Below are 25,551 nucleotides of genomic sequence, written 5' to 3'. Positions count from 1 at the left end.
CTAAAAACGCAGCCTTCAGTTGCGTTTTATCGATTCAATTTTTAACTGAACCCATTAACTGACGCCCTAACAATGGACTGAATTGAGTTTGTTCACTTAGCAGCGTTTCCGATCTATTCAAAGCTGTTGCGATCAATCTGATATTGTTTAAAGTACAGCGAACGTTCGGCTTCACTCAAACTTTCATCATATTGAATAATGAAGTAAATATCTTTCTTGGTTAAAGGTACAGATTTTAATAGGTCTGCCAATTCAGTCACTCTAATCGCTGCGACTTCACTGGGCTGCTTGAGAATATCCGCATCTTGTTCAATAAACTTAAAATCAACGCCTTGTAAATTGAAATACACCATAACTCTTCTATTCAATGTATCACTGTCATCATATAACACGGTACCTGCAGGCAAGATGGTATAGTCTGAATAATTATCAAAACTTGATGCGATGCTTAAAGGTCTTTCCAAAACATGAATTTTGGGCGTTTCAAGGTATTTCCATAAATACAAAATGACGAGGAATTGAATCAGAGCTAAAAGAATTAACAAAGTAATCGCTATATTTTTTTTCATAAATCATCTTCATGCTCAGGTCAGAACATCAACATCTCGCTTTGAAAAATAAAGTATTCAATTATGACTTACATTGATCAAGATTTTGCATGATCATCAGTTCAACAATATCGGCCTGTCCTTTGGGTTCTCTTTTCTTTTTGAAATGATAGTCCTTCCAAACACTCTCCCAATTGTGATCAATAAAATTCACCATACATGCCTTATACGGAATTGGTGTAAGTACCTCGACCTGCTCTAAAAACGTGTGCTTATACGGTAGCTTTGCTTGAGCCCCCCATATAAAAAAGCATTACAATCCAAATAAGACTTCGATTTCTCATGATTATAAATTAGTGATGCCTCTTTTCAGTATACTTTAAGCTACGGACTCCATGCATAACAGACCTTAAAAGTAATTTTACTCAATTTCTATGAACTTCTTTTTGATCAGTCAATCAAGTCATCACTTTCTCATAATGTTGTGGATTAAGTCGAATCATCAATCCTGCAACAATCACCACCATAGTTAAATGCCAGATCCAGCCTGCAGCATAAGTTCCCGTCATGTCATGCAATACTGCAACCCACCAAGGTGCGATAGCAGCCAGTAAAAATCCTCCACCTTGCATCAAGGCTGAAAGTTGTCCCGCATGGGCAGCATCAGGCAAATGGTCGAGTACCACAATCATCAACAAAGCAAAGCATCCGCCTAAACCCGCTCCGACTGTGATTGCCCAGAGATAAGGCCAAACATCTGCAAAAAAAGCCAAGCCTGAAAAGCCAATCAGTTGCAAGATTAAAGTTAATCCCACCCAAATTCGACGATCTCGCTGTTTTCGGGATAAATACGGTAACAGCAATGCTGCCCCTGCTTGACTCAGTGTCAAAACAGCCATCAGATTGCCACTAGCTGTTGCAGTCCAACCATGCGCTTGAAAAGCAGGTGCAAGCCAAGCCACAATCGAGCTATAACCACCATTGATTAAACCAAAACAGCAGATCAGCAACCATGTTCTTGGCTGATTGAGCAGCCGCATCACCGAAGGCATTTTTTTATGCTGCTGTGCGGTCTGAGTCAACACACACCTTGCAAAGATCAAAGCCAGTAATGCAGGCAATACAAAAATAGCCAGCCCGATTTTCCAGTCACCACTGCTATTTGTCACCACGGGTGCAAGCAATGCTCCAAGCGCTCCACCACCCATTAACGTGGCTGAATAAAGCCCCATCATCAGACTCAGATGTTCATGAAACTCTCTTTTAATCAGACTCGGGAACGCTGCTTGAATCATGGCAACACCAAAGCCAATTACGGCAGCGGTAAAGATTAAAGCCCAACCATGTACAGTAAAAAAGCGTAAACCACAGCCCACGCAGATCATCAGCAATGCGCCAACAATAGTACGACGCTCACCAAACAGGTTTTGCAGAACTGGGCCAACAAAGGCGATTAGTCCCATCAATAACATCGGTATCAGGGTTAATAGCGCAATGCCTTGTAGGCTCAAACCAGTAGTGGCACGAATCTGATTGGCAACCGGCCCAACACTGGTCATAAATGGCCGAAGATTCAATCCAACCAAAGCAACGGTGATGATCAACAATGATCGATGCTTGATCGCGCTCATGGTTTTAACCATATATCAATCATGAGATAGACTTCCAATAGCCGTACAAATCAGGCTTGGCTTCCATTCTTATAGGAACATAGCGGATCATCATCGACTGCTCAGCAAAGGGTTTTGCCAAATCCGCATAAATAGCCGCTGTGGATAAGCCATATGCCTCCGCATCATCATTGGAATGTGCATACGTTACACGGTTAATCCCTGCCATACGCATGGCTGCCATGCACATTGGACAAGGCTGCCCGCTGGCATATACAGCACAGCCTTCTAAATTAGCTATCCCTAATTGTTGGCTGGCGGCACGTATTGCCAACAGTTCTGCGTGCGCGGTTGGATCATTGCTTTTCAGTATTTCATTTACACCTGACGCAATCACTTGGCCATCTTTCACCAAGACCGCACCAAAGGGGCGTCCACCTTGCTCGCAGTTTTGATACGCCAGTTCAATCGCCTGACGCAAAAAATCATGATCCTGCTGCATTTTAATGCTCCAATAGCGTTGCTTTTGCGCCTGCACGCAATAAAGCTTTTTCAATAGCGGTATAGCCACGTGCATGGGCATGCTCAAGCGGCGTAATTCCATCGCCATCAGCAATATTGACATTGGCTCCTGCTACGATGAGTAAATCGACAATCTGTTGATACGGCTGAGTACCATTACCTAAAATGATCGCTTCCAATAACGCTGTCCAGCCTAAGTTATTGATGTGATCGACATCCACACCTGCCTCAATCAGTGTCCGTACGGTATCCACATGTCCACGTTCAGCTGCAGGAATCAAGGCTGTGCCACCATAGCGGTTGGTACTTTTCAAATCCGCACCGTGCTTTAAGCTCAGCTTTAATATTTTTAAATAGCCACGTGCGCCCGCATAAAGATAAGGACTGTCCTGAATCCGATCTTTGGCATTGACATCGGCTCCAGCATCGATCAGGACTTGTGCAGCATCGACATTATTGGCACGTGTTGCAATCATTAAAGCGGTTGAGCCTGATGCATCACGTGCATCAATCTGAATGGATTGAGCGAGCAACTGCTGGATTTGTGCGACATTATTGCGTGCAGCCGCAGTATGTAAGGCGTCGTCTGGCATAGCATCTCCTGAAGTTGCGTGGCTACATGCGGTCAAAGCCAGCGCACATACAGCCGACAAAAATGATTTGTGCATAAAGCCCTCCATGAATCAGCCCAAATTAGTGAATCAAAAATAAGATCTATGCTTAGGATAATCAGCTTTATTACTATTTAAAAATTAAATTATTTAATCCAATGTATTAAGATTATGAATATAAAATTCAAAGTATCATTTTCAACACTGGTCTTCTGAGTAACTCGCTATGTTTGATCCACGCTTGCTCCGCGCCTTTGTCAATATCTTTGAAGCTGGTAGCTTTACCTTAGCTGCCGAGCGCTTGCATATGACTCAATCCACGGTCAGCCAACAACTGGCCCGACTAGAGGAATCTGTGGGCAAGAGCTTGATTGATCGCAATAGTCGTCCCTTACAACTCACAAGCTCAGGTGAATATTTGATTAGCTATGCACGGCGAATTTTAGCCCTGCAACAAGAAGCCCAGATGATTTTGGGTGATCCATCAGGCACGATTCCCATTCGAATTGGTTTGCCTGAAGATATTATGAATAGCGATATGGCTTTGGCCTTAAGTGCCTTTAGCAAACAACACCGTACAGTTCGGCTAGATGTGACCGCTGGACTCAGTCGTGATCTCATGGAACGTTACCGCAATGGGCAACTTGATATAGTGATCGTCAAAGAAACAGCGGCCAGTTCAGATCATCATGCCAGCTTCCCCGAGGAAATGGCCTGGTTTGAAAGTATCGATCATGGTGGAGAATGGTCTGATCCCCTGCCATTGGTGACGTTTCCACAAGGTGGACTCTATCGAGATGAGATGTTTGAAGCGATTGAACGTAACCGCCAACATGGCTATATCGCCTTTACCAGCAACAGTTTGGCCAGTGTATTGGTCGGGGTTGAAACAGGTCTCGGTTTATCACTTTTGCCTGTCGCCACCACCACAGGTCATCGGGTACGGGAATATCTACCCTTGGGTAAAGCACAAGCCATGACCGTTTCCATCTATGCTTGGGATAAAGAAGGACTGGTCGCCAATCTATTGCAGCAGATGACCACGGTGCTGCAACATCGCTTCGAACAAAGCAAAGCCGAATGATTAAACGGCAATATCCGTTTTAACCCTCGAATTAACCGTCTTTAAGTGCCAAGTCATATGCTGCATGTGCCAAAAGTAAATGCCATGGCACAAGAAGTTAAATTCCGTCCACTACTGTCAAGACTGTACCCATAACGCTGATTACTATCGATTGAAATCAACCTCTTTGATAAGTAGCTCAGCATGGTAAAACAGACAGAAAAACGATACAGCCAGTATTGTCGTAATAATCTGATTTTTAATGTGATTGATTCGGGTCCAATCGATGGAAAGCCAGTTATTCTTTTGCATGGTTTTCCTGAAACTGCACACAGTTGGCAAGCCACCAGCGCGATTCTCAATCAGCAGAACTTTCGAACCTTTGCCATTGAACAACGTGGCTACAGCTTAGCCGCATCCCCCAAAGGTCGTTTTCAGTATGCAATTACAGAGTTAGTTGCAGATGTAAAAAGCTTGATTGATCTGCTTGGACAACCCGTCTATGTGATAGGTCATGATTGGGGCTCCATTGTGGCCTGTGAATTGGCCCAGCAATACCCCAATCTAGTCAAGCATCTCACGTTGGTCTCGGTTCCTCATACGGGTGCATTTTTAAAATCCATGTTCGGCAGTACGCAAATTTTCACCTCGTACTATATTGGTTTTTTCCAGCTGCCCTTTATTCCTGAACTGCTCTTTAAAAGAGCTAAATCCCTCAGCCATATATTGCTAAAAAACTCAGGCATGAATGCTGAACAAATCAAGGACTTTCAGCAACATTTCATTCAAGAAAACCGTATCGGCACCGCTATTAACTGGTATCGCAGTATGCCATTGGCTCCAATTCGCTCGACCTTTAAAAAAGTAAAAGTACCCACCCTGTTTATCTGGGGGGATAAGGATATTGCGATTGGCAAGAAAAGTGCCCAGCTCAACAAACAGTTTTTTACTGGCGTATATCAAGAGATTTATCTGGATGCCACGCATTGGATTCCTGTCCAGAATGCCGAGCAACTGAGCCAGTATTTTATCAATGCCGTAAATGGAGGAGAAGCAAATGCATCCTAAACAACGACTGGAGAATCATTATCTTGAGCAACGCCGTGTGCAATTTGATTTTAGCCATACGCCTGAACACTGGGTTTATGACAACCCCTTTGCAACCCATTTAATCAATGCCGTGCATTTGATTCTACCTGTGGGTGAACTCTGGATGTGCCGTTCTTTTAATGAAGCACTGCCTTATGTCACAGATGAAAAGCTACGTGCCGATGTAAAAGGTTTTGTGCATCAGGAAGCGCATCATGCTTCTGCTCATAAAGTCGCTCAAGACTATTTACGCCACTATGATTATGAGATTGATGAATTTCTTATCTCTCTAGACAGTATGTTTAAACAAATCAATACAGCACCATTTGGTTTAGTCCTTTCCAAAAATCTAGAATATCGTTGGCTAACCATTCGTGTGGGTATTGCTGCTGCGGTTGAACACTTCACCACCATGTTAGGCACATGGTGCCTCGATGACCAACCATGGCAAAATAAAACTGCTGATGAAATGATGTCTGATCTAATGACTTGGCATCTGGCTGAAGAGGTTGAACACCGCAGTGTGGCGTTCGATCTATATATGCATTTATGCGGCGAAAATAACAAAGCCTTTGCCTATCTGCAACGCCAAACGATTATGTTGGCTATTGCTCCACTATTCACCTTTGCCATTTATCATTGCTTTAAGAAACTAGCGCAACAAGACCAGAATGCCCATCCTTATAAAAACTACGGACTGATTCGAGCGTTAAGGCACACAGCGATTGAAAACGCCCGCAGCAAACAAGTACCCAGTTTTTTCGCGATGATTTCTAGCTTAAGACATTGGGTTAAACCCAACTATCACCCATTTTATGAAGGTGATACCAACAAAGCCTTACAGGTGTTAAACCACTCTCCTGCTGTTAAAGCCTTAACCAAACTTCGTGCCTGCTAATATCTGACACTTTCCTCTTTTAGGCACATGATGTGCCTTTTTTTATTTTTAATTAAAAGTAGACATAAAAAAGCCTTATGGATATAAGGCTTTTAAGGTTTTAACGATGGAAGCTATAACTATAGCTATCGAATTCTGCCATATCATTTTTCATATATTGCATGGTCCATGGATAATTCGCCACATTCACTTGCTGAGCATCCAAATAATAACTTGCACATCCGCCTTGGTTAAACACTGTGCCATTCAATTTATTTTGCAGTTGTTGATTATATTGATCATCTGCAAAAGCAGAGATTTCAAAACTGCTTAAATGATGGTCCAATACAAAACGTATCGCTTTCACTGCATAATCAATCTGGTTTTCAACAGCGCTGATTAAGGAGTTATAGCTAATACTATTGGGACCGAGCAACATAAAGGCATTGGGCAGGTCTTTCACCACACAGCCTTTATAGGCTTGTACCGTATTAATTTGCCAGACATCATCCAGCAACACACCCGTTTTGGTCATGATCCGTTTGGCAATCGGTGGTTTTGCCACCTCAAAACCTGTACTCCAAACAATAATATCCAAAGGAATTTCTTGACCATCGACAAGGATACCTTTTGCCGTGACTTCCTTCACGCCTTGATCAATCAATTCCACATTTTTGGCTGCCAAAGCAGGATAATAAGTATTTGAAAATAAAATCCGTTTGCAGCCCAGCGTAAATTTGGGTCTGACTTTCTCTCGTAATGCTGGGTCTTGAATCTGGTAATGCATCCAGTGAATCAAACCCTTACCTAAAGCCTCCAAGGTTTTTGGTTGATTGACACTGGAACTGAACATATCCATGGACACACTGGTCAATTTGCGTAGAGAGTGCATGGTAAAGGGCACTTTTTGCTGAACATTTTTAGATGCATCATGCAGCACCAGATTCGGTTTCGGAATCACCCACGGTGCGGTGCGTTGAAACACATACAGTTGCTTCACAATGGGTTGAATCGCAGGAATAATCTGTATCGCCGAGGCGCCTGTTCCAATCACGGCGACGCGTTTATTGCTTAAATCAACTGCATGATTCCATTGCGCAGAATGGAAAACCTCCCCTTTAAAACGATTTAAACCTTTCACCGTCGGCATTGTCGGTTCACTCAACGGACCCACCGCAAAAAAGACAAAGCGTGCCTGATAGATGCCTTGATTGGTCATAATTTGCCAACACTGCTGCTCACTCGACCACGAGGCTTGCTGCAATTCGGTATTAAACAGAATATGCTGATCCATCTTAAAGCGGCTGGTGACGTCCTGAATATATTGCTGGATCTCTTTTTGTTTCGCGAAAATATGACTCCAGTTCGGATTCGGTGCGAATGAATAGGAATAAATCGAAGATGGCACATCACATTCACAACCCGGATAGGTATTTTCCCGCCAGACCCCACCTACTTCATTTGATTTTTCGACAATAATAAAGTTATTGATATTTTGCTGTTTCAGCTTAATTCCAGCGGCAATTCCAGAAAAACCTGCCCCGATTATCACCACATCAAACTGATGATTATTTACGACCACATCCTGCTTTAAATCTGACATTTTCCACTCCCAAATATAAAAATCCTGTCAGTTCAACCCATTCATAAATCAACAAATTTATGAACAGCGCTATCTGTGGAAAATAGTTTGATTGTGCAATAAAGACTTGACCGTCAATGCCAGATTAAAATAATCAAAGTCAAATGCATAAAGCATCAAAATAAATCAAATCAAATTGATGATTCATTCGACAGTTTGGGTACTAAATACTGCTATTCTGTCCTTTGATGATAAATAGGCTTGGATTTGAATCCGTTAAGATAAATACCGCAATCAGTGAGGATGATTGGCTGATTGATCGGGATAGAGTTAAAGGATGTGACTTCAAAACGAGCAGTGTAACTATGACTGAAATTCCAAGTATTCCATCGGTTCTGTTAGAGCTCATTGCAAAGTATCTACAACAAAACAATATTTCAAATTTGCAGTTAGATGAGCTCAGTAAACAGTATGCACATCAGGCCCGAATGCCATTGCACAAATGGTGGAATTTACTCGAACAGATTTATCAACAACACCCCACCCCAGTGCTGGGACATTTTATTGGTGAGTTGGCCGAACCTCATCATATTCATATTTTAGGTTACTTGGCGCTTTCTAGTCCGAATCTGATTGGCTTTCTGAATTGTTTCAGAAACTTCCAGCCGCTGTTGCAAAATTCAGCCTCATTCTCCATTGTGCAAAAGGAAGATCGCTTTTGTATGTGCTGGACGCCTGTGGTGCATAAGAACTCGCAACTCTCCAATGAGGTTCTTCTTTCAGGTGTGTTGAGTACCATCCGTAAGATCTTGCAACAACCTGAGATTTGTCCCTTAAAAATCGAATTTTCCGCCACCGCACCTGTTGATATCACCCCTTATGCCGAGGTATATGGCTGTCCCGTCAGTTTCGATTCAGATGTATTAAGACTATGGTTGCCGCTTGAAATTCTGCATCTGCCGATCCCAAGTCGTGATCCACATTTAAAAAAACTGCTAGACCAACAAGCAGAAGCCCTGCTCAAAAGTATTCCCAATCCAGATACCTTCTTGAAGGACTTGCAGTTGCTGATTGTAAATATGCTTAAAATTGGCGAACCTTCGGCGGAGAATATTGCCAAACAGATGAACCTGTCGCTAAGAAGCTTTTATCGTAAACTCAGTGGCTATAATTTACAGTACAGTGATCTGGTCAAAAGCATTCGCTTAGAACTGGCAAAAACCTACCTGACCAAGTCAGCACTCTCACTCACAGAAATCGCATTATTGCTGGGTTATGCCGAACAAAGCGCCTTTAGCCGTGCCTTTAAACAATGGGAAAATATCTCTCCGTCTGAATATCGAAAAAATCACCTTGCTTAAAACCTCTCAAAATAAAAAGAGTGAATCATAGAGATGACTCACTCTAACCACTGATTCATCGGAAGGTTTAGAAACTAAAGCCAATATTGAGATTGATGCGGTATAACCACTGGTCGCTATACGGCGAAACCGTGGAACTAAAACCTGTGGCATTGGAAGCCCCACCAATAATATTGGCATTTTTACCCCAAGTATAATCTGCCCACACCATAAACGGCGAAGCAATAAACATCATCCCTGTGGTATTCATTTGTGAAGCCGACCAGTCATCACGCTTCTTGTCCATATAACTATAATCATTATAGAAACGGATGGCTTTGAGTTTGCCCATGTCCTGCACAGGCAAGGTATAAGCTAGGTTTAAACTGGCCACGGTGGCTTCTGACGCAATGAAATAGGCAGGGGTAAAGCCATTATTACCCATCAAAGTCACATCATTACTCACCCCTTCTGGGTTTTTGGCATCATATTGATAATGAATCACAGAGCTCTGTAAATTAAAGCGTTTGTAATTATTATCGCTATGTAATCCGACCGCATAATACTGACCATTTTTATCAGTAGTTTTATTATGCAATTGCGCAATAGCCCCAGACACACCAAATTCTTGCTTACCAAAATCAGTTTCTAATTTACGTACGATGCGCGTATTCAGTTGATGGCGCTTTTCATTTTGATAGGCTTTTTGGGTGGGAAAGGCATTCTCGGCCAAATCATCATAGGTGGCACTTTCTGGTGAATAACGCAGGCTGGTATCCAGCATTTGCGGATAATAGCCCAGTTTGATATCCCAATCCTTGTTATTAAAATTCCAGTTCAAACCCGGTGCAATGTTGTTGCCGTAGCCCAAGAAAAATGGAATATGATAGGTCCAGCCATTTTGCGGATAAGGATAAATTGCAAAAGGTTTATACACCAGCCCAGCTTCGATACTGTTATTTTGATCAAGCTTATAGCCGACATAAGCTTTCTCAATCGAACGTTTCTCTTGATCTTGGAATAAATAACTGGCATTGAAATAGGCATCGTCAAATTTGCCTTTTAGATCGACCCTGAAAATATCAAAATACAGCTTTCCAAAACCGCCATTGGGTCCTTCCCAATTTTCATAGCGTTGGTTGAGTCGAACCACACCACCGACTTGTACTGAATCCGTTCCGTCTTCGCTTTTCCATTCTAGCGCTGAGCTTTGTGCAAAAACATGGGATGTGGTCCCCAAATAAATTGCAGCAAATAGCATGGCTATAGAGGTCTTTTTCATCTCTTGATTCCTTGGTTTTTGTTCCAACGATCCTGTTGGCTAACTTTTTTGTTTTACCTACGAAACATAGTTTTTATCGTTTTATGAGCAAAAAAAATTTGCCCATAAAACGGTCTTCACATCAGCACGGGCTGCCAATGCTCAGCGGGGTTAATACAATTTTTTCTGTGGTGGACCTGCGAAGTTCAATGGCCCAATTGAATGCATATCCAGCTCAATCACACTTGGCCCTTGGAATGCAACGGCCTCCTGAATCACGCTCTTGAATTCATCAGCACTACCCACTTTCCAGCTTTTCACGCCCATGGCTTCACCTAAAACTTTATAGTCTGGGGTATGCAATTCATTGAAATACTGGCGACCACCGAAGTAATTCTTTTGGATGCCACGCATCACACCATAGCCACCATCATTCATGATCATCAGTACCATATTGGTATTTTCTTGCGCCATGGTTGCGATTTCACCAATGCCTAGCATCAAACCACCGTCACCGACCAAGCCAATGACTTTCTTGTCGGGATTGGCAATCGACGCACCAATTGCCGTTGCCAGACCTAGACCAATGGCACCTGCTAAAGAGTGAATATTTTGATTCGGTGTCTGTACTGGGAATAAACGGCTGCCCCAAGTACTGCCTGACATGGTAATGTCGCGTACGAAAATACCGTCTTGTGGTAAAGCAGCACGCAAGTGATCACAGATTAAAGCGTACTGATCTAACTGGGTACGTAGCGCATCAATCGCTGCCTGTTTTGCCTTCACCACAGCTGCATCATAATCTGCATCGACTTTTGAGATACCTTGTAAGCCCGTCAATACACGTTGTAATACATCTTTGGCATCGCCACAGATAAAGTTACGCACTTTGTAATTACGCTGTTGTGCCACAGGATTGGCATCAATCTGAATAATATTGTCAGGGAACTGCACCGAATAGGTTTTGGTTTCATTACTACGTAAACGCGAACCCACCACTACCAATAGATCAGCCTCTTTAAGTAACTGCTCAACGCCAGCCGAGTTATGGAATGCACCTAGGCTACGCGGATGATCATCTGCCAATACACCACGCGCATGTGTTGATGACACCACAGGAATACCAAGATCAGCAATCGCTTTAACTTCCGCAATGCTATTCAACGTACCACCACCGATCCAAAACACTGGACGTTTGGCTTTTTTCAGTTCTTCAATGATTAAATCGACTTCGACCTGTTCAGCCTGTGGCAATTCAAGGGCTTTCACTGGGCCCAAGTTCAGCGGTAAATCAATTTCTGCTGCTTGTACATCAATCGGTAACTCAACACTCACAGGCCCCATCGGCACTGTCGTAGCTACACGAATCGCTTCACGAATCACACCCACCGCATTGTCAGGACTAGTGATACGGAAAGCAGCTTTGCTTGATGCACGCAAGAACGTGAGCTGATCTTTGGTTTCATGAATAAAACTGGCATCACGATCTAGGTATTCACGCTCCACCTGCCCAGTTAAGTGTAAAACAGGACTGCCTGCATTCATTGCTTCAATCAGTGAACCGACTGCATTACCTGCACCCGCGCCCGTACTGGTGAGTGCCACACCGAGTCCTTTAAAACGCGAGTGACCATCGGCCATCGTCACCGCACCCGCTTCACCGCGAGCCGCCACAAAACGGATTTTTTCACGGCGACCCACTGCATCGGCAATCGGTAAGTTATGGATCGAGATCACCCCATACATACTGTCAACTTGATGTGCTTCTAAAACACGGGCGATGGCTTCGCCAACATTTACACGTTCTGTCATTGCTATATTCCTCAAAAACTGTTCATTCCATGAATGTATTAATTCGCCCAAGGATTTGGCTGCTCGCTTAATCCCATATAGATGCTTTTTTGTTGCATGTAAGACAAAATGCCTAAACGACCTTTTTCACGCCCGATTCCACTTTCTTTAAAACCGCCAAACGGTGCAGAAATCGAGAATTTCTTATAAGTATTAATCCAGACCGTACCGACTTCTAAAGCACGGGCAATTTGCCATGCCTTACGATAGTTTTCAGTCCAGATGCCTGCGGCAAGACCAAAACAACTGTCATTGGCTTGGGCCAGTAAATCTTGTTCATCGTCATATTTCATCACCACCAGTACAGGGCCAAAAATCTCTTCCTGACAGGTTTGTGCTGAATTACTTAAACCCGTGATAATGGTTGGCAAGTAATAACTACCTTTGGCAAACTCACCTTCGGTTAAGGCATGACCACCAACTAGGACTTGACCACCTTCTTGTTTCGCTAGCTGTACATAGTCATCGACAGAAGCCAAATGCTTCGGGTTAATCAAAGAACCGAGATGTACACCTGCGGTTTCTGGATGTCCGACACGTAAGCCTTTGGTGATTTCAACCAAACGACTGAGAAATTGATCATAGATACTGCTGTGTACAAATAAACGCGAACCCGCAATACAAGCTTGTCCAGCCGAACTAAAGATACCGTACGCCACGCCTTTTGCGGCCAATTCAATATCTGCATCTGGCAATACAATCGTTGGAGACTTTCCACCAAGCTCCAACGATGTGGTGATCAGTTTATCTGAAGCTAAATGTGCTAGATGACGACCCGTCGTGGTTCCACCCGTAAATGAAATCTTACGCACCAAAGGGTGCTTTACGATTGCATCACCAATCACCGAACCGCGTCCGACCAATACACTGAGCAAACCTTTCGGCAAACCTGCTTCTTCAAAGATTTTAGCTAACTCCAATGCGATTAAAGAAGTCACTTCCGCAGGTTTTAAAATCACCGCATTACCACCTGCAAGTGCTGGTGCCAATTTTTGCACTTCACTGGCAATGGGTGAGTTCCACGGGGTAATTGCAGCCACCACACCCACAGGTTCATGCACACTCATGGTCATAAAATCTGCGGCACGTTGCGTGGTCAGTTCATCATTTAAGGTTTCACAGGCTGCTGCCACATAACGCGCTGTTGCTGCCGCACTCAGGGTCAAGGCACGGGTTTCAGCCAATGGCTTGCCATTATCACGAGTTTGCAACTTTGAAAGCTCATCTACACGCGCTTCAATAATGTCGGCCACTTTATATAAAATACGGGCCCGTTCATGCGGCATGCTGTTGCGCCACTCGGCTTTACGCCAAGCTGCATCTGCCTTTTCGATGGCTTCATTGACATCTTCCAGACTCGCCGTTGAAATTTCAGCATTCACCGATTGATCTGCTGGAAATAAACTTTGAATCATCCCGCCTTTACCTAATCGCCATTCACCAGCGATATAAATTTCCTTTACCATGATCGAATCCTTTTAAATCTGAATTGCTTCAACACTATTGCGGCAAGCGCGAATCACACTTAATGCAGCCAAGGTTGAGGTTTTGGGATTACTCGCCAATGGCACACCGACCAATTCAATGGTCATTTCACCAAATACACCTTCTGCCACAATGGTGTGCTTGTTTTTGTTGATGCTCGGATCAACCGTCAGCTCAACCATGGTGTCATCCATACCCAGTCCTGCCAGTGCAATCGTGGCTGCCACATTGGCATTGGCTGGAAACTTCAAGGCTGCTTCTCTGGCTGTACCACGGAAAAAAACTGTTGCTTCGCTGACCTGATCGAGATCAACCAATTGCTCTGCATAGCTACCACGCCAGCTTTTTGGACTTTTACAGCCCTTATAGGTGACCTTTTCCAAACCACCTTCTTTGGCCGCAGAGATACCATCGATCCCAGCAATCGCACCTGCCAATAAATGCAGATGCGCATCATGTTGTTCTGCCGTTTTTTTCAGTTGAATTAAAAATTCGTTATCCGCCAAAGTGCCCACTGAAATCAGGCCAATGGTCCAGCCTTTTTCCAAGACTTTTTGCGCGTGTTCTTTCACCGCAGCCTGTCCTGCCACTTCAATCACATAATCAGGTGTCCCCTGACATTGTTCGATTGAACTAATCACTTGCACATCAGCCGCAACCTGCGCCTGTACTTTTTCGACACTGCGTGCAGGGACCACAATCCATTTAAGTTGCAGGTCTTGTGGCATGTGGGCATACACTTCTGCCGCCATCGCTCCAAAACCAATCATCATCAACTGTTTCATGTGAACACCTTATAAATGTTTGTTAAATCCACCAGAGACATCGATTGTCGAACCTGTGGTATACGATGCTAAAGGTGATGCCAAGAACACCAAGGCACGTGCTGGCTCTTCTGGCTTACCTAAACGTTGCATTGGAATGCCACGGTTTTTGGCAATGTTGCCTGTCCACTGTTCCCAAGTCGCATTGGGATCAGAACGGGTTTCAAAACGGCGTTTCCACTGTGCTGATTCCACCATACCCAACAAAATTGAATTGACACGAACACCGTACTGGGTAAATTCATGCGCCAGTGAATGAGTTAAATTCAGCAATGCTGCACGTGCTGATGAAGTCGCGATCATGTGCGGTTCAGGCTGTAGCGCCAGCAAAGAATTCACATTGGTAATCGACCCACATGCTGAATGTTTTAAATCATTTAAAAATGCCCGTACTGGATGTAATACACTGAAATACTTCAGTTCAATTTCTTTCATCCAGTCTTCATCTTGGGTATTTTCGAAATTAGACACACGCCCCTGACCTGCGTTATTGATCAGCATGTCGACATTGCCCAGATTCTGATTGACCTGTTGTGCAAAACGTTTTACATCTTCTTTATCCAAAACATTGCAGATACTGGTGAAGATATTGGCATGCGGATATTTTTCTAAAATATACAGTTTTGATGCCGCCAAACGCTGCTCATCTCGACCACACCACGCCACCTTGGCACCTTCTGCAACTAAAATTTCGACTGCAGCCAAACCAATGCCTGACGAGCCACCTGTGACAACTGCTACTTTTCCTTCAACTTGGAAGCTCATATCCATATCTCTCGTTTAAGTCTTAATGTGCCGATAAAACAATGTCGTTAAACTGTTCAGGTTGATCGACATAACTCAGATGACCTGCATCTGTAATGAGATGACATCGGCTCAATTGCATTTCTACTGCAAGTTCCTTGATCGCTTGCGCAGGTGTAATTCCATCCTTGTCACCCGCAATCACCACACAAGGAACTGTCAGTTGTGTTAAATAATTTCGAATTTCGTCATAGGCCAACACATAAGATGCTCGGGTAAAACCGTCTAATGTCAGTTGTCCCATCACCTCACTGACCAAAGCCAATGCCTCAGCTTCTTGCTTATAAATCAAATGCGGTCCACGGCTGGCAGCCATGCCTGCATTGCCCAAGCTTTTCAACATATTCGGGCGTTTTTGATAGACCTGTACTTTGGTGTCTTCATCGGAACGTTGATAGCCTTGTGCTGCGTTGGCAAGCACTAAAGTCTGTACCCGTTCAGGATAAAAATGGGCAAACGCACTGGCTTGCAAAGCACCCAATGAATGACCAATTACAACGGCTTTTGCAATGTTCAACGCATCCATCAAACCCAATACTCGCTCCGCATAATCTGCTGCATTGGGTTGATCTGTGTTTAAACCATCGGATAAACCATAGCCCGGTGCATCCCAAGCGATGACATGAAAATGCTGACTGAGTGTCTCTAGCTGATTGACCCAGGATGCTGAACCTGAGCTAATCCCATGCAATAAAATCAGCGGCTGACCTTGACCTGCCTCACGATAGGCTTGCACCTGACCATCTACTGCAATAGTTTTGACTGGGTATTTCGCTAAACGCTCAATCAGTGTCATCATCTCATTCCTTTTATTTGGCTCTAATCCGTCGGATTAACGTTTAATTTGAGACAATGGATGCTCAGGTGGATAGTTCGGAATGGTTGGTTTACCAGCACCCAACATCACACACATCAAGGCATCTTCCTGACCCGGATTGAACAGACCGCGATAAATACCTGGTGGAATTGAAATCAGATCACGCTCTTTCAATCTGGTCTCAAATTTTTCCCCGTTATGTTCAATGAACAGGTCAATCTCGCCACGCAACATGAAAAACACTTCTTCAACATCGTGATGAATATGCAAAGGCCCTTCACACTGAGCTGGGAGTACCATGGTCGAGAAGGTAAAGTTTTCTGCTGGAACCGTATTGCCATCATTGACCACACCTGTTGCACCAGTACCCATATAACGCATTTGTGCACGACGATATTTTGGGTCGTAGTCCGCTTGGAACTTCAAGGCATCGAAATCATATTTACGTGTTTCAAAGCGTGCGATTCGTGTATTCAACCAGTCTTGTAAATTTGTACCTTCAGGTTGTGTCCATGATTCGAATTGTTGAGTAGTCATGTTTTAACTCCTAGGCTTTTGTTCAATAGTTTGATTAATAACGTTTCAATAAAGGAACTAAGAAAAACGATCCAATCACAGCGACGGCTGCCAAGAAGGTAATTCCTAAATTAAAACTATGTGTTTGCATCACGATATAACCGATCAGAACAGGTGCAATTGCACTGGCAAAATTCCCCATCCCGTTGAAAATTCCACCCGCAGTTGCACCAACATCGGCAGTTGTGACACGGGCAAGTAAAGCGAATACTGCTGCGACACCGAAGCCCCAAGCCATTGCGCTTAAAGACATCGCTGCGATCACCAGAATTGGGTCAGTCATAATGACCATGACATACATAAAGATGCCTGCCACCAACAGACCACTAAATACTTGAATGGCACGGCGGCCTAACTTGTCAGAAAGGAAAGCACCAATCACTTCACCAATCAGCATGGCAATAAATGGAAGGCTTGAATAAACACCAAACTCTTTGAGGTTAAAGCCCTTGTCCTGAATCAGATAAGAAGGCACCCAGCTGTTTAAGCCCCAGAGATAGGTCATCAATGCAATATTGAAAATGCACACCAGCCAGAAGGCACGGTTCTGTAGGAGTACCTTAGTGTTATGAATGTGCCCTTTGAAATTGACGCGTTTGCTAGTCGACTCCAATTCAATGGTTTTCTTGAGTTGTAAATTGCGTAGACCAAATGCAATCGCAAGTAAAGCAATGACCGTTAAACCCGCCATCACAAAGAATGTGGTATGCCAATCATGCTTTGCCAATACGGCAGCGGTAATTGGAAAACCGAGGAATGCACCAATCGGGGTTCCTAATAAGAACATGGTCGAAGCACGCGCTTGCTGGCGGTCGGTATAGGTTTGTTTTACGATGGCATAAGCCAGTGCAAACAATGGTCCTTCAGCCAGACCAAGCAAAACGCGCAGGATCAACATGCCAGTATAGTTGGTGGTAAAACCCATACAAAACATGAGCAAGCCCCACGATGCAACGCTCCAAAACAGCATTTTCTTCGGATTAAAAATGTCACCTAGAAAGCTTAAAAACACCGATGAAAAACCATAAGCCAACAAGAAGCTGGTCATGAGCCATCCGAGTTTTGCCTTGTCTTCTGCAATTCCCATCGCACCTTGAAAGTGCGGGTCAGCAAACAAGACCGCGATACTAATTTTGTCGAAGAATGCCAGAACGACACATACCATCAGGACGAAAGCAGGAACCCAATGCTTTAATCCACTTTTCTCTTCATTACTCATACTTCATTCCTTCGATTGAGTCATGAACCGGATTTAATGTTTATGGTTTTAATTTCATGACATTAAATTCAGGGTCTGCTAATAGTTTTGGGTCTAACTCGGTATTGGACTGCATCCAACGCTTTGCCAGCTTGACCAGTTTTGAATCATTAATGGCAATCATGTTCAACAAACGGCTTTGATCATCTAAATACAAATAACTGCATTGATCATCTGCGCTTTTTCGAACCACAATCTGCTCGGTTTTTTCAGCTTGATAGGTGCCCAATATCTGAATATTAAAGTGATATTGATCTGACCATAACCAAGGAATATCGCTATATTCGGTTTCAATACCCAACATTGATTTTGCTGCAGCGATCGCCTGATTCTGCGCATTGGCCCATGATTGGATGCAATATCCAAGCGCCGGATGAATCGCAACATCACCTGCAGCATAAATATCCTGATCAGAGGTTTGACCAAAACAATTCACCACGATGCCATCTTTGACATCCAAGCCTGCATTCACGCCAAGCTCTTTGGCAATATCTGCACCTGCACCCACAACCACACAGTCAAATAACTCACTCACATTTGGATGATTGACCACTTCAACTTTTTGCTGACCCGCTTCAATCAAATGTAGATTTTTACTGTCTAAATGAATCTGGGTACCCTGCTGCTCATGCATGTTTTTCAGGAACTCAGAGACATCGGGACTGACGCTACGTGCGCAAAGACGATCACCGTATTCAAAAATATGAACTTCTTTACCCTGTTTACGTGCGGTCGCCGCAATTTCCAAACCGATCCAGCCACCACCAATCACGGCTAACTTTTGCGAATACTGCAAGATTTCGGCTAAACGCTCACAATCCTGAACATTGCGTAACGTCACCACATTGGGAATAAACTGCCACGTATTCACAGGAACACGGGCGCGGCTACCTGTGGCGAGCAATAATTTGTCATACGGTAAAACCTGACCACTTTCCAGAACTACTTGTTTCTGCTGGCGATCCACTTGCGTTGCCACCGCTGGCTTGTGCCATTGGATATTAAAATCCTGCACCTGTTCTGGAGAAAACAGATGCAAGCTTTCATAAGTGGCTTCTTTTGAAAGTACCTGTTTTGACAAGGGTGGGCGTTCATAAAACACGCGGTCTTCATTTGAGACCACATGAATTTCACCTGAATATCCATTCTGGCGCAAAGTACTGACTGCCCAACCCGCTGCTTGTCCTGCACCCACAATTACGATTCTTTCCATAGCTTGTTCTCCCTGCCTGATCTGTACTTATGCAGGTTTAACTTGACGACGAGTGTGATCATCCAGACCGCCTTCAATCGCCCATTCTGTAAAGAGTTCCAGACGATGTTCTTCAATGCGTGGTTGCCATTCTTCGGTCAGATAATCATCGTTGGTATAGTATTCAAATGCGCCACCAAGCGGTGAATTGACATACCAGAAGTAAGCTGAAGAAATCGGATGACGTCCCGGGCCAATGAAAGTCGACCAATCAGAACGGTTCATGTTCAATCCACCACCAATCACCTCATGGATATCACGAACGACGAATGCGACGTGATTGAGTCCAGCAGGTTTATTTGGCACTGAAAGCAAGAACAGGTCATGGTGGAAACCTTTACCGCGACAGCGTAAGAATGCACCACGATTGCGATAAGCATCTGATAAGAAGAAACCAAGTTTCTCACGATAGAAATTTTCAGTTTTTTCTAAATCTGGGGTAAAAAACACCACATGACCAATCGCAACAGGTTGTCCTTTTTCATATACAGGACTTGCTGCATTGACACGTTGCACATTGCCATATTGGTTAATGCCTTCGGTTTTTAATGCAGGTAGATCTTGAACGAAACTTTTCTGAAAACGGATGGTCATACCATTCGGATCACGACATTGCACCATGTCTGTCGTGGCCTGATAACCTTCAACATCATTTAAAGCCAATGCTAAATTTGCCAAATCCTGTGCGGTATCATCTAGCCCCCAAGTCACTTCACGTAAAGTTGAACCTGACTCAATGGCTTTTGGTAAACGATGATCATCACAATCAAATAAGTAAATCTTGCTGCCATTTTGTGTCTGGTAAAGATCAGTCCCTTCAATATCTGACTGACTTTGCTTGAGACCGAAATCTGCCAAAAATTTATTCGAAGCAGTTCTGTCTTCAACCCCAAACTTTAAAATCTCAATCCCTGTAATCATGAGATGACTCCTTAATTAAAGACAAAACCGCCATTTACTGGAATATTCTGTCCTGTCACAAACGAGGACAAATCTGATAGTAAATAAAGGGCTGTTCCGTTCAAATCCTGTGGTAATTGCTGACGTTGAATCGCACGACCATTCACATATAAATCATGGCGCTCTTGTGGCACATAAGCTGTTGCTTCAACCAAAGTTAAGCCTGGTGACAGCGTGTTAATACAGATATTGAATGGTCCAAGTTCTCTCGCCATGGAACGTGTCATTGCAGTCAAGGCACCTTTGCTTGCCACATAGGCCATCAAATTCGGCGCACCCCATAAGGCGGTATCTGAAGCAACATTGACGATCTTGCCTGCATTCGATTTCCTGAGATAAGGCACACATGCCTTTGTGACTAACCACGTGCCTTTCACATTGATGTTCATGACACGATCCCAAAGATCAGCGTCATAATCCATCATGCTTTTACCACCCACATTGGTTGCCAGTGCGGCACAATTCACCAAACCATCCATTCCACCCATGCGTTCAGCAGCCTGTTGAACTGCCTGTTCAATCGAGTTCGCACTTGCAAGGTCAATGCTGACTGCATCAACACTTAAACCTTTTGCCCGCAATACTGTTGCTTCGCTTTGCACCAGATCAGTCAAGATATCAGCCATGACCACTTGCGCACCTGCTTCCGCAATCGCCTGTGCAAAGTCTCGACCCAAGCCTCTTGCCGCACCTGTGACAAGGACTTTTTTGTCCTGTAACAATGCGACATTAACCATGGACTTGTTCCTGCATTTCAATACGGTTTGAGCTATTGAGTGCTGCAATTTTCTTTAACTGTTTTTCCGCTTCTTTTTTCATTAAACGGCGTAAACGGGATAGACCGACATCATGCTGATAGAGGAATTCGTGTTGACGAGCATTCGGTGCAAGATGTTCTAAAATAATCCGATCTTGCTCCAACACATCCCAATGCAATTTTTCTAAATGGTTACGATACAGGAAACGCCAGACATGACGTTGCCAGCCACTGACTTTACGACAGCGCCAGAAGAATACACGGGTATTTTTTTCATCAATTGGTGTGGCATAACCGACAATCCAGAATTCGCCACCTGGACCAAAATCCTTACGATATGGAATCGAAAGACGTAACCAGCTTGCACCCGTATTGGCATATTCAACCCAGTCAAAATTGACACCGACTTGGCCTTCTTTTTCAAAAATAAAACCATTTGGGGTCGAACGGTGTTTCATTTCCGCAGTACGGTCGCCCTCTGCCATTGAGTGTGATGTGCAATGCAAATAGCTACCGTGCATTGGGTCCATCACATTATCAATCGCATACTGATGATTTACTTTCCAGTCCGCCTGACATAAGAATGAACTCCATTCTTCATTTGCCAGTTGTTCAGGAAAATCTAGCGGCTTAGGTGCTTCATTGGCATCGATACCGAACCACATGAAAATTGCACCATGCTGCTCAATCACTGGATAGCTTTTGACACATGATGTGCCTTTCATTGGACAATCATGTACCGCAGGCACATCTTCCACCACGCCATCATGACGGACTTCAACACCGTGATACCAGCAAGCCACACGATTGCCCAGATTCCAACCTAAAGAAAGACGTGCGCCACGATGCGGACAGCGATCTTCCAAGGCATGAACCTGACCTTCCGCATCACGCCAAACCACGATATTTTCGCCTAAACGGGTAATCCCGACAGGATTTGCCGCCACTTCCCAGCTTGCTAGCACTGGATGCCATTGGTCACGTAAACCTAAATCCAAATATTCTTCTACACTCGGTGTTACTGATACTGCTGCGTTCATCACTATTCTTCCTTGAATTAATAACCTAAACGTTGCATTTCTTCTGAGAAGGTTTCAGAAGTCCAAAGCTCACCAGATTCACAACGGAAGCCTTGTTGATTTAAAGACTGCACTAAATCATCAAGTTCTGTTACACCTGCTGCAAAGGCTTTAATTAAGTACTGAACAAAATCTTGCTCATAGGCCGTTGGCGCTTTATACCGTGTCTGCCAAACCAGAAGCTCTGCCTGACCTGGTATCTGAATATTGTTAATCCCTGCTTCAGTCGCTGGCGTGGCATGAATCCAGTTCGCTAGCTTCCTATTAAATGTTTCCATGAGATTCCATCCTTATAAATAAGACTTATAGTTGAATTTGAACGTCCTGCCCTTCAACACGTACGGGATAGGTGCACAAATCACGGCATCCTGGTCCACTCTTCAACTCACCTGTCTGGATATCAAAGATCGCCTCATGCAATGGACATTCCACTGTTTGATCTTCGATAAAGCCTTCTGTTAACAAGGCAAAGGCATGTGGGCAAACATTCTCGATGGCAAAGTAATGATCATCGATGAAAAATACGCCAATTTTCTTACCGTCGACTTCAATGGCTTTCGGCTCGTCTTCGGTCACGTCGTCTTGCTGACAAACTGAGATCCAACTCATCCTTGCATCCTCATTTGTTTTATATATAAAACAATATTTGATATAACAAACTTTAATAAAGAATACTCCGATGCTGTTTTTTATGTCAAACAATATAAATCTTTAAAAATCATTAATTTGATATTTATTACACATTCTTTTACGTTTTATTTAGGAAATTTTGTTTCATATATAAAACTATCTTTTCGTTATGCTTTGCAGTTAGAATAGAATTCTAAGAAAATTAATTTTTTATGATTTGCGTTTTTTGTAGGAAAATTAAACTGATGAATTCAAGCGTTGAAACAGACTCTCAAGAATCTGAACTGACAAAAAATGATGATCGCTATTTAGTCCCTGGCTTAGTGCGTGGCTTGGCAATTTTGCAAGCCTTTAATCAACAAACCCAAGAAATGACCATTACTGAAATTGCCGAAGTTCTCGATGTCAACCGTTCCAGTGCCTTTCGACTGATCTACACACTGGAATCATGCGGCTTTCTACGCAAGGCGTCACAAAAGACCTATGCACTCGATTCAAAGGTGATGGAGCTCGGCTTTAATAGTTTGTCTAAACAATCCTTATTAGATTTAGCTACACCGTTAATGAAAGAACTGCGTGATCAAACCCAACTTGCGGTGCATTTATCCATTCTGGAAGGCACGCATATTGTCTTTATCAATAACATTCAATCGAATGGCACCTTCACCAGCAATATTGGGCTCGGCACGCGCTGGCCCGCACATGCCACCGTGATTGGACAAATGATGTTGGCCGATCTCAGCGAAACGGAAATTCGTGACCGTTATAAACACTTTAATCAATGGGATACATTCTCAGAACTCACCCCTAAAAACCTCAAGGAGCTGTTACAACGCCTCAGTTTTGTCAAAACCCAACGTTCTATGGTCAGTTGGGGACATTACAATCACGATATGGCAGCCTGTGCTGCACCAATTTTTAAACAATCTACCCATCAAATGGCGGCGGTACTCTCTGTCAGTTGCCCTTTAGGCAGTTATGATGAACATTATTTTAGAAATGAAATTGCGGATACAGTGATTCAGAGTGCAGATAAGATTTCTAAATTTATCTATTAAGGGATAACAAAAAAGCAGCTAAAGCTGCTTTTTTAGATTTTCAGACTTCAATCATCAGGCTTGATCTGTCTTTAATTTATTTTTTAAACGTTTGTCCATTGCATCAAATAAAGGACGCGACAAATTCATCATCCAGGTGGGTACGGTATTCAATACCACATTGGCAACCAAACCTGTTTTACTGCTAACCCGATAGGATTTTTCTTGAATCGCTTTCACAATCCAACCCGCAGCAGCAGGTGTATCTAACATTTTCATGTGTTTGTAGATTGCGGTCTTGGATGACATTGGCGTTCTGACCATTGGAAAATACACAATACTGACGTCAATGCCTTTGCCTTTCAGTTCCATCGATAATGAACGGGAAAAAGACTCGAGTGCAGATTTACTCGCGAGATAAGCCGAGAACAACGGAATTGGCACTTGAGTGGACATGGTCGATATATTGACAATATGCCCTGCGCCATTGGCCAAAAAATGTGGCAATAATCCTAGCGTCAAATTCACTGCTGCAAAATAATTAATCTGCATGGTACGGGTATAGTCATGTAGACGATCAAGCGATTCAAGAATCGGACGGCGAATGGAACGGGCTGCATTATTCACCAAAACATCAATGTTCTGATGTTCAGCTAGAATCTGTGTAATACAACTCTGTGCTTGTTCGACATCAGTCAAATCAGCCTGATAAATAGAGACTCGCCCACCTTGAGCCTGAATGCCGGTTTGAATTCTTTGCAATTCATCTAAACGACGCGCAATCAGACAAACTGTGGCCCCTGCTTGCGCCAGTTGTATGGCAGCCTGTTCACCAATCCCACTTGAAGCACCCGTAATAATGATGGTCTTGTCCATTACATCCATTGCTTTCTCCTTGATCAGAATACCATTTCAAATCTGTCGATTTACTTATCCTAGAGTAGCTATAACGTATCGCGATCAAACTTATGTTGTTTTCTATTTTTTTATCAGCTACTCACTTGGCTATAAGGCCTTAATTTGAAACTGGTTAATTTTAGCTGCAATTTTCTTTAGCCCATGGTTTGCCGATGCCTGCAACTGCATCAAGGTTATTTCTGTAAGGAATGGGACTTTGCTCTCTAACCAGATGGTATAGGTCAAATGGGTACGTCCATCTGATTCTTCAAACTCCAATCGCCCCAAATGATAACTGAATAAGCAATTCTTTAGCATTTGATATTCAATCATCTGATTGGGCAAACTCTGTGTGATCTCTTCTTGAATCGGTTTAAATACCCCGAGGCCCATCTTTCGTATTGAACCCACACCATCTGTATTGTGATCATCAGTAGAAGCTTTAATCACAACCGATTGTAGCGGCCATAAAACCGTATTAAAGGTTCGATGTTTTGAAAAAAGATGAAAAATAAGGTCTACTGGTGCATTAAAGCTTTGTTTCATTACAACAAATTTGGGCATTCGACATCATCCTTCTCATCGTCTCACCCGAAAATTATGTAATATAAAACCAGCTTCACTCAGAATTAAATCAAAACCTGAAGAGTGCTATATAGCTGCTTATTGATATAAATTTCGGGACTACTTTCCTGAGCATTATATAGACTGCCGATGATTTATCTTGACGCTGCGTCTTTAATTTGACTTTCTGTGCCAATTTCTATCCCTATAAAACGCATAAAAACCATAATTTTAGCTAAAATAAAGCCAATAAAGTA

At 43.4% G+C, this 25,551-nt stretch carries 26 protein-coding genes; 5 read left to right on the top strand and 21 right to left on the bottom strand.

Annotated features, from left to right (window positions below):
* Positions 1 to 113: 113 nt before the first annotated feature.
* The 4 genes from NDN13_RS02095 to NDN13_RS02080 all read right to left on the bottom strand — a co-directional run bounded on the left by NDN13_RS02095 (position 114) and on the right by NDN13_RS02080 (position 3,348).
* Positions 114 to 569, bottom strand: a complete 456-nt coding sequence (locus NDN13_RS02095) for a hypothetical protein (protein WP_005202822.1) — start codon at positions 567 to 569, stop codon at positions 114 to 116.
* 437 nt (positions 570 to 1,006) lie between these two features.
* Positions 1,007 to 2,179 carry a cyanate transporter gene (locus NDN13_RS02090; protein ID WP_251116996.1) on the bottom strand — a complete coding sequence of 391 codons (1,173 nt, stop codon included), beginning with the start codon at positions 2,177 to 2,179 and terminating at the stop codon, positions 1,007 to 1,009.
* Between the two features lie 19 nt (positions 2,180 to 2,198).
* Complete coding sequence (locus tag NDN13_RS02085) at positions 2,199 to 2,660, bottom strand: nucleoside deaminase (protein ID WP_101236942.1); 462 nt, start codon at positions 2,658 to 2,660, stop codon at positions 2,199 to 2,201.
* A 1-nt stretch (position 2,661) separates the two neighbouring features.
* The gene (locus NDN13_RS02080) at positions 2,662 to 3,348 is read right to left on the bottom strand and encodes an ankyrin repeat domain-containing protein (protein WP_251116995.1); all 687 of its coding nucleotides are present in this window, start codon (positions 3,346 to 3,348) and stop codon (positions 2,662 to 2,664) included.
* Positions 3,349 to 3,517: 169 nt separating this feature from the next.
* On the opposite strand from NDN13_RS02080, the gene NDN13_RS02075 reads away from it, so the two are divergent.
* From NDN13_RS02075 to NDN13_RS02065, 3 genes are all read left to right on the top strand, one after another.
* Positions 3,518 to 4,375 (top strand): LysR family transcriptional regulator, encoded by an 858-nt coding sequence (locus NDN13_RS02075; RefSeq protein ID WP_070075125.1) that lies wholly within the window; start codon positions 3,518 to 3,520, stop codon positions 4,373 to 4,375.
* A 183-nt stretch (positions 4,376 to 4,558) separates the two neighbouring features.
* Complete coding sequence (locus NDN13_RS02070) at positions 4,559 to 5,422, top strand: alpha/beta fold hydrolase (RefSeq protein ID WP_251116994.1); 864 nt, start codon at positions 4,559 to 4,561, stop codon at positions 5,420 to 5,422.
* Positions 5,412 to 6,341, top strand: a complete 930-nt coding sequence (locus NDN13_RS02065; protein WP_251116993.1) for a metal-dependent hydrolase — start codon at positions 5,412 to 5,414, stop codon at positions 6,339 to 6,341. The genes NDN13_RS02070 and NDN13_RS02065 overlap by 11 nt, the downstream gene beginning before the upstream one ends.
* A gap of 100 nt (positions 6,342 to 6,441) precedes the next feature.
* Here NDN13_RS02065 and NDN13_RS02060 read toward each other — a convergent pair whose 3' ends face one another.
* On the bottom strand, positions 6,442 to 7,923 hold the full coding sequence (locus NDN13_RS02060) for a flavin-containing monooxygenase (RefSeq protein ID WP_251116992.1): 1,482 nt from the start codon (positions 7,921 to 7,923) through the stop codon (positions 6,442 to 6,444).
* Positions 7,924 to 8,267: 344 nt separating this feature from the next.
* On the opposite strand from NDN13_RS02060, the gene NDN13_RS02055 reads away from it, so the two are divergent.
* Positions 8,268 to 9,263 carry an AraC family transcriptional regulator gene (locus NDN13_RS02055; RefSeq protein ID WP_005316442.1) on the top strand — a complete coding sequence of 332 codons (996 nt, stop codon included), beginning with the start codon at positions 8,268 to 8,270 and terminating at the stop codon, positions 9,261 to 9,263.
* A gap of 67 nt (positions 9,264 to 9,330) precedes the next feature.
* On the opposite strand, the gene NDN13_RS02050 is transcribed toward NDN13_RS02055, so the two are convergent.
* From NDN13_RS02050 to NDN13_RS01985, 14 genes are all read right to left on the bottom strand, one after another.
* Positions 9,331 to 10,524 carry a hypothetical protein gene (locus tag NDN13_RS02050; protein ID WP_251116991.1) on the bottom strand — a complete coding sequence of 398 codons (1,194 nt, stop codon included), beginning with the start codon at positions 10,522 to 10,524 and terminating at the stop codon, positions 9,331 to 9,333.
* 150 nt (positions 10,525 to 10,674) lie between these two features.
* Positions 10,675 to 12,315, bottom strand: coding sequence for a thiamine pyrophosphate-binding protein (locus NDN13_RS02045; protein WP_251116990.1), 1,641 nt, complete (start codon positions 12,313 to 12,315; stop codon positions 10,675 to 10,677).
* Between the two features lie 38 nt (positions 12,316 to 12,353).
* Positions 12,354 to 13,820 carry an aldehyde dehydrogenase gene (locus NDN13_RS02040; RefSeq protein ID WP_251116989.1) on the bottom strand — a complete coding sequence of 489 codons (1,467 nt, stop codon included), beginning with the start codon at positions 13,818 to 13,820 and terminating at the stop codon, positions 12,354 to 12,356.
* 12 nt (positions 13,821 to 13,832) lie between these two features.
* On the bottom strand, positions 13,833 to 14,624 hold the full coding sequence (locus tag NDN13_RS02035; protein WP_251116988.1) for an aspartate dehydrogenase: 792 nt from the start codon (positions 14,622 to 14,624) through the stop codon (positions 13,833 to 13,835).
* 9 nt (positions 14,625 to 14,633) lie between these two features.
* Positions 14,634 to 15,428: an SDR family oxidoreductase gene (locus NDN13_RS02030; protein ID WP_251116987.1), complete on the bottom strand. Its 795-nt coding sequence runs from the start codon at positions 15,426 to 15,428 to the stop codon at positions 14,634 to 14,636.
* A 22-nt stretch (positions 15,429 to 15,450) separates the two neighbouring features.
* Complete coding sequence (locus NDN13_RS02025; RefSeq protein ID WP_251116986.1) at positions 15,451 to 16,266, bottom strand: alpha/beta fold hydrolase; 816 nt, start codon at positions 16,264 to 16,266, stop codon at positions 15,451 to 15,453.
* Between the two features lie 33 nt (positions 16,267 to 16,299).
* Complete coding sequence (locus NDN13_RS02020; RefSeq protein WP_004652930.1) at positions 16,300 to 16,821, bottom strand: cupin domain-containing protein; 522 nt, start codon at positions 16,819 to 16,821, stop codon at positions 16,300 to 16,302.
* A 34-nt stretch (positions 16,822 to 16,855) separates the two neighbouring features.
* Positions 16,856 to 18,079 carry an MFS transporter gene (locus NDN13_RS02015; RefSeq protein ID WP_171548387.1) on the bottom strand — a complete coding sequence of 408 codons (1,224 nt, stop codon included), beginning with the start codon at positions 18,077 to 18,079 and terminating at the stop codon, positions 16,856 to 16,858.
* 40 nt (positions 18,080 to 18,119) lie between these two features.
* Complete coding sequence (locus tag NDN13_RS02010; RefSeq protein WP_251116985.1) at positions 18,120 to 19,331, bottom strand: NAD(P)/FAD-dependent oxidoreductase; 1,212 nt, start codon at positions 19,329 to 19,331, stop codon at positions 18,120 to 18,122.
* Between the two features lie 27 nt (positions 19,332 to 19,358).
* Complete coding sequence (locus NDN13_RS02005) at positions 19,359 to 20,291, bottom strand: VOC family protein (protein WP_251116984.1); 933 nt, start codon at positions 20,289 to 20,291, stop codon at positions 19,359 to 19,361.
* 11 nt (positions 20,292 to 20,302) lie between these two features.
* Positions 20,303 to 21,067 (bottom strand): SDR family oxidoreductase, encoded by a 765-nt coding sequence (locus NDN13_RS02000; protein WP_251116983.1) that lies wholly within the window; start codon positions 21,065 to 21,067, stop codon positions 20,303 to 20,305.
* A complete protein-coding gene (locus NDN13_RS01995) occupies positions 21,060 to 22,127 on the bottom strand; it encodes a Rieske 2Fe-2S domain-containing protein (protein ID WP_251116982.1) in 1,068 nt (355 codons plus the stop codon). Before NDN13_RS01995 ends, NDN13_RS02000 begins: the two co-directional genes overlap by 8 nt.
* A gap of 17 nt (positions 22,128 to 22,144) precedes the next feature.
* Positions 22,145 to 22,444, bottom strand: coding sequence for a recombinase-like helix-turn-helix domain-containing protein (locus tag NDN13_RS01990; protein ID WP_251116981.1), 300 nt, complete (start codon positions 22,442 to 22,444; stop codon positions 22,145 to 22,147).
* Between the two features lie 25 nt (positions 22,445 to 22,469).
* Positions 22,470 to 22,775: a non-heme iron oxygenase ferredoxin subunit gene (locus NDN13_RS01985; protein ID WP_004808056.1), complete on the bottom strand. Its 306-nt coding sequence runs from the start codon at positions 22,773 to 22,775 to the stop codon at positions 22,470 to 22,472.
* A 266-nt stretch (positions 22,776 to 23,041) separates the two neighbouring features.
* Here NDN13_RS01985 and NDN13_RS01980 point away from each other — a divergent pair, with 266 nt between their 5' ends.
* Positions 23,042 to 23,854 carry an IclR family transcriptional regulator gene (locus tag NDN13_RS01980; protein ID WP_005316491.1) on the top strand — a complete coding sequence of 271 codons (813 nt, stop codon included), beginning with the start codon at positions 23,042 to 23,044 and terminating at the stop codon, positions 23,852 to 23,854.
* Between the two features lie 54 nt (positions 23,855 to 23,908).
* Here the strand turns inward: NDN13_RS01980 and NDN13_RS01975 are convergent, their stop codons facing one another.
* Both NDN13_RS01975 and NDN13_RS01970 read right to left on the bottom strand, forming a co-directional pair.
* Positions 23,909 to 24,718, bottom strand: a complete 810-nt coding sequence (locus NDN13_RS01975; RefSeq protein ID WP_251116980.1) for an SDR family NAD(P)-dependent oxidoreductase — start codon at positions 24,716 to 24,718, stop codon at positions 23,909 to 23,911.
* A 120-nt stretch (positions 24,719 to 24,838) separates the two neighbouring features.
* The gene (locus NDN13_RS01970) at positions 24,839 to 25,294 is read right to left on the bottom strand and encodes an SRPBCC family protein (protein WP_251116979.1); all 456 of its coding nucleotides are present in this window, start codon (positions 25,292 to 25,294) and stop codon (positions 24,839 to 24,841) included.
* Positions 25,295 to 25,551: the final 257 nt, after the last annotated feature.

The organism is Acinetobacter sp. C32I, assembly GCF_023702715.1.
Taxonomy (GTDB): domain Bacteria; phylum Pseudomonadota; class Gammaproteobacteria; order Pseudomonadales; family Moraxellaceae; genus Acinetobacter.
The sequence above is the reverse complement of the archived record's forward strand: the minus strand, read 5'-3'. Positions and strand labels throughout refer to the sequence as shown.

Excerpts from the sequence above, each read along its gene's own strand:
- NDN13_RS02095 (WP_005202822.1), bottom strand. The coding sequence starts at position 569 with ATGAAAAAAAATATAGCGATTACTTTGTTAATTCTTTTAGCTCTGATT.
- NDN13_RS02040 (WP_251116989.1), bottom strand. The coding sequence starts at position 13,820 with ATGGTAAAGGAAATTTATATCGCTGGTGAATGGCGATTAGGTAAAGGC.
- NDN13_RS02075 (WP_070075125.1), top strand. The coding sequence starts at position 3,518 with ATGTTTGATCCACGCTTGCTCCGCGCCTTTGTCAATATCTTTGAAGCT.
- NDN13_RS02050 (WP_251116991.1), bottom strand. The coding sequence starts at position 10,524 with ATGAAAAAGACCTCTATAGCCATGCTATTTGCTGCAATTTATTTGGGG.
- NDN13_RS02030 (WP_251116987.1), bottom strand. The coding sequence starts at position 15,428 with ATGAGCTTCCAAGTTGAAGGAAAAGTAGCAGTTGTCACAGGTGGCTCG.
- NDN13_RS02080 (WP_251116995.1), bottom strand. The coding sequence starts at position 3,348 with ATGCACAAATCATTTTTGTCGGCTGTATGTGCGCTGGCTTTGACCGCA.
- NDN13_RS02020 (WP_004652930.1), bottom strand. The coding sequence starts at position 16,821 with ATGACTACTCAACAATTCGAATCATGGACACAACCTGAAGGTACAAAT.
- NDN13_RS02085 (WP_101236942.1), bottom strand. The coding sequence starts at position 2,660 with ATGCAGCAGGATCATGATTTTTTGCGTCAGGCGATTGAACTGGCGTAT.
- NDN13_RS01975 (WP_251116980.1), bottom strand. The coding sequence starts at position 24,718 with ATGGATGTAATGGACAAGACCATCATTATTACGGGTGCTTCAAGTGGG.
- NDN13_RS02015 (WP_171548387.1), bottom strand. The coding sequence starts at position 18,079 with ATGAGTAATGAAGAGAAAAGTGGATTAAAGCATTGGGTTCCTGCTTTC.
- NDN13_RS02070 (WP_251116994.1), top strand. The coding sequence starts at position 4,559 with ATGGTAAAACAGACAGAAAAACGATACAGCCAGTATTGTCGTAATAAT.
- NDN13_RS02005 (WP_251116984.1), bottom strand. The coding sequence starts at position 20,291 with ATGATTACAGGGATTGAGATTTTAAAGTTTGGGGTTGAAGACAGAACT.
- NDN13_RS02025 (WP_251116986.1), bottom strand. The coding sequence starts at position 16,266 with ATGATGACACTGATTGAGCGTTTAGCGAAATACCCAGTCAAAACTATT.
- NDN13_RS01970 (WP_251116979.1), bottom strand. The coding sequence starts at position 25,294 with ATGCCCAAATTTGTTGTAATGAAACAAAGCTTTAATGCACCAGTAGAC.
- NDN13_RS02055 (WP_005316442.1), top strand. The coding sequence starts at position 8,268 with ATGACTGAAATTCCAAGTATTCCATCGGTTCTGTTAGAGCTCATTGCA.
- NDN13_RS02065 (WP_251116993.1), top strand. The coding sequence starts at position 5,412 with ATGCATCCTAAACAACGACTGGAGAATCATTATCTTGAGCAACGCCGT.
- NDN13_RS01985 (WP_004808056.1), bottom strand. The coding sequence starts at position 22,775 with ATGAGTTGGATCTCAGTTTGTCAGCAAGACGACGTGACCGAAGACGAG.
- NDN13_RS02045 (WP_251116990.1), bottom strand. The coding sequence starts at position 12,315 with ATGACAGAACGTGTAAATGTTGGCGAAGCCATCGCCCGTGTTTTAGAA.
- NDN13_RS01980 (WP_005316491.1), top strand. The coding sequence starts at position 23,042 with ATGAATTCAAGCGTTGAAACAGACTCTCAAGAATCTGAACTGACAAAA.
- NDN13_RS02035 (WP_251116988.1), bottom strand. The coding sequence starts at position 14,624 with ATGAAACAGTTGATGATGATTGGTTTTGGAGCGATGGCGGCAGAAGTG.
- NDN13_RS01995 (WP_251116982.1), bottom strand. The coding sequence starts at position 22,127 with ATGAACGCAGCAGTATCAGTAACACCGAGTGTAGAAGAATATTTGGAT.
- NDN13_RS02060 (WP_251116992.1), bottom strand. The coding sequence starts at position 7,923 with ATGTCAGATTTAAAGCAGGATGTGGTCGTAAATAATCATCAGTTTGAT.
- NDN13_RS02000 (WP_251116983.1), bottom strand. The coding sequence starts at position 21,067 with ATGGTTAATGTCGCATTGTTACAGGACAAAAAAGTCCTTGTCACAGGT.
- NDN13_RS02090 (WP_251116996.1), bottom strand. The coding sequence starts at position 2,179 with ATGAGCGCGATCAAGCATCGATCATTGTTGATCATCACCGTTGCTTTG.
- NDN13_RS02010 (WP_251116985.1), bottom strand. The coding sequence starts at position 19,331 with ATGGAAAGAATCGTAATTGTGGGTGCAGGACAAGCAGCGGGTTGGGCA.
- NDN13_RS01990 (WP_251116981.1), bottom strand. The coding sequence starts at position 22,444 with ATGGAAACATTTAATAGGAAGCTAGCGAACTGGATTCATGCCACGCCA.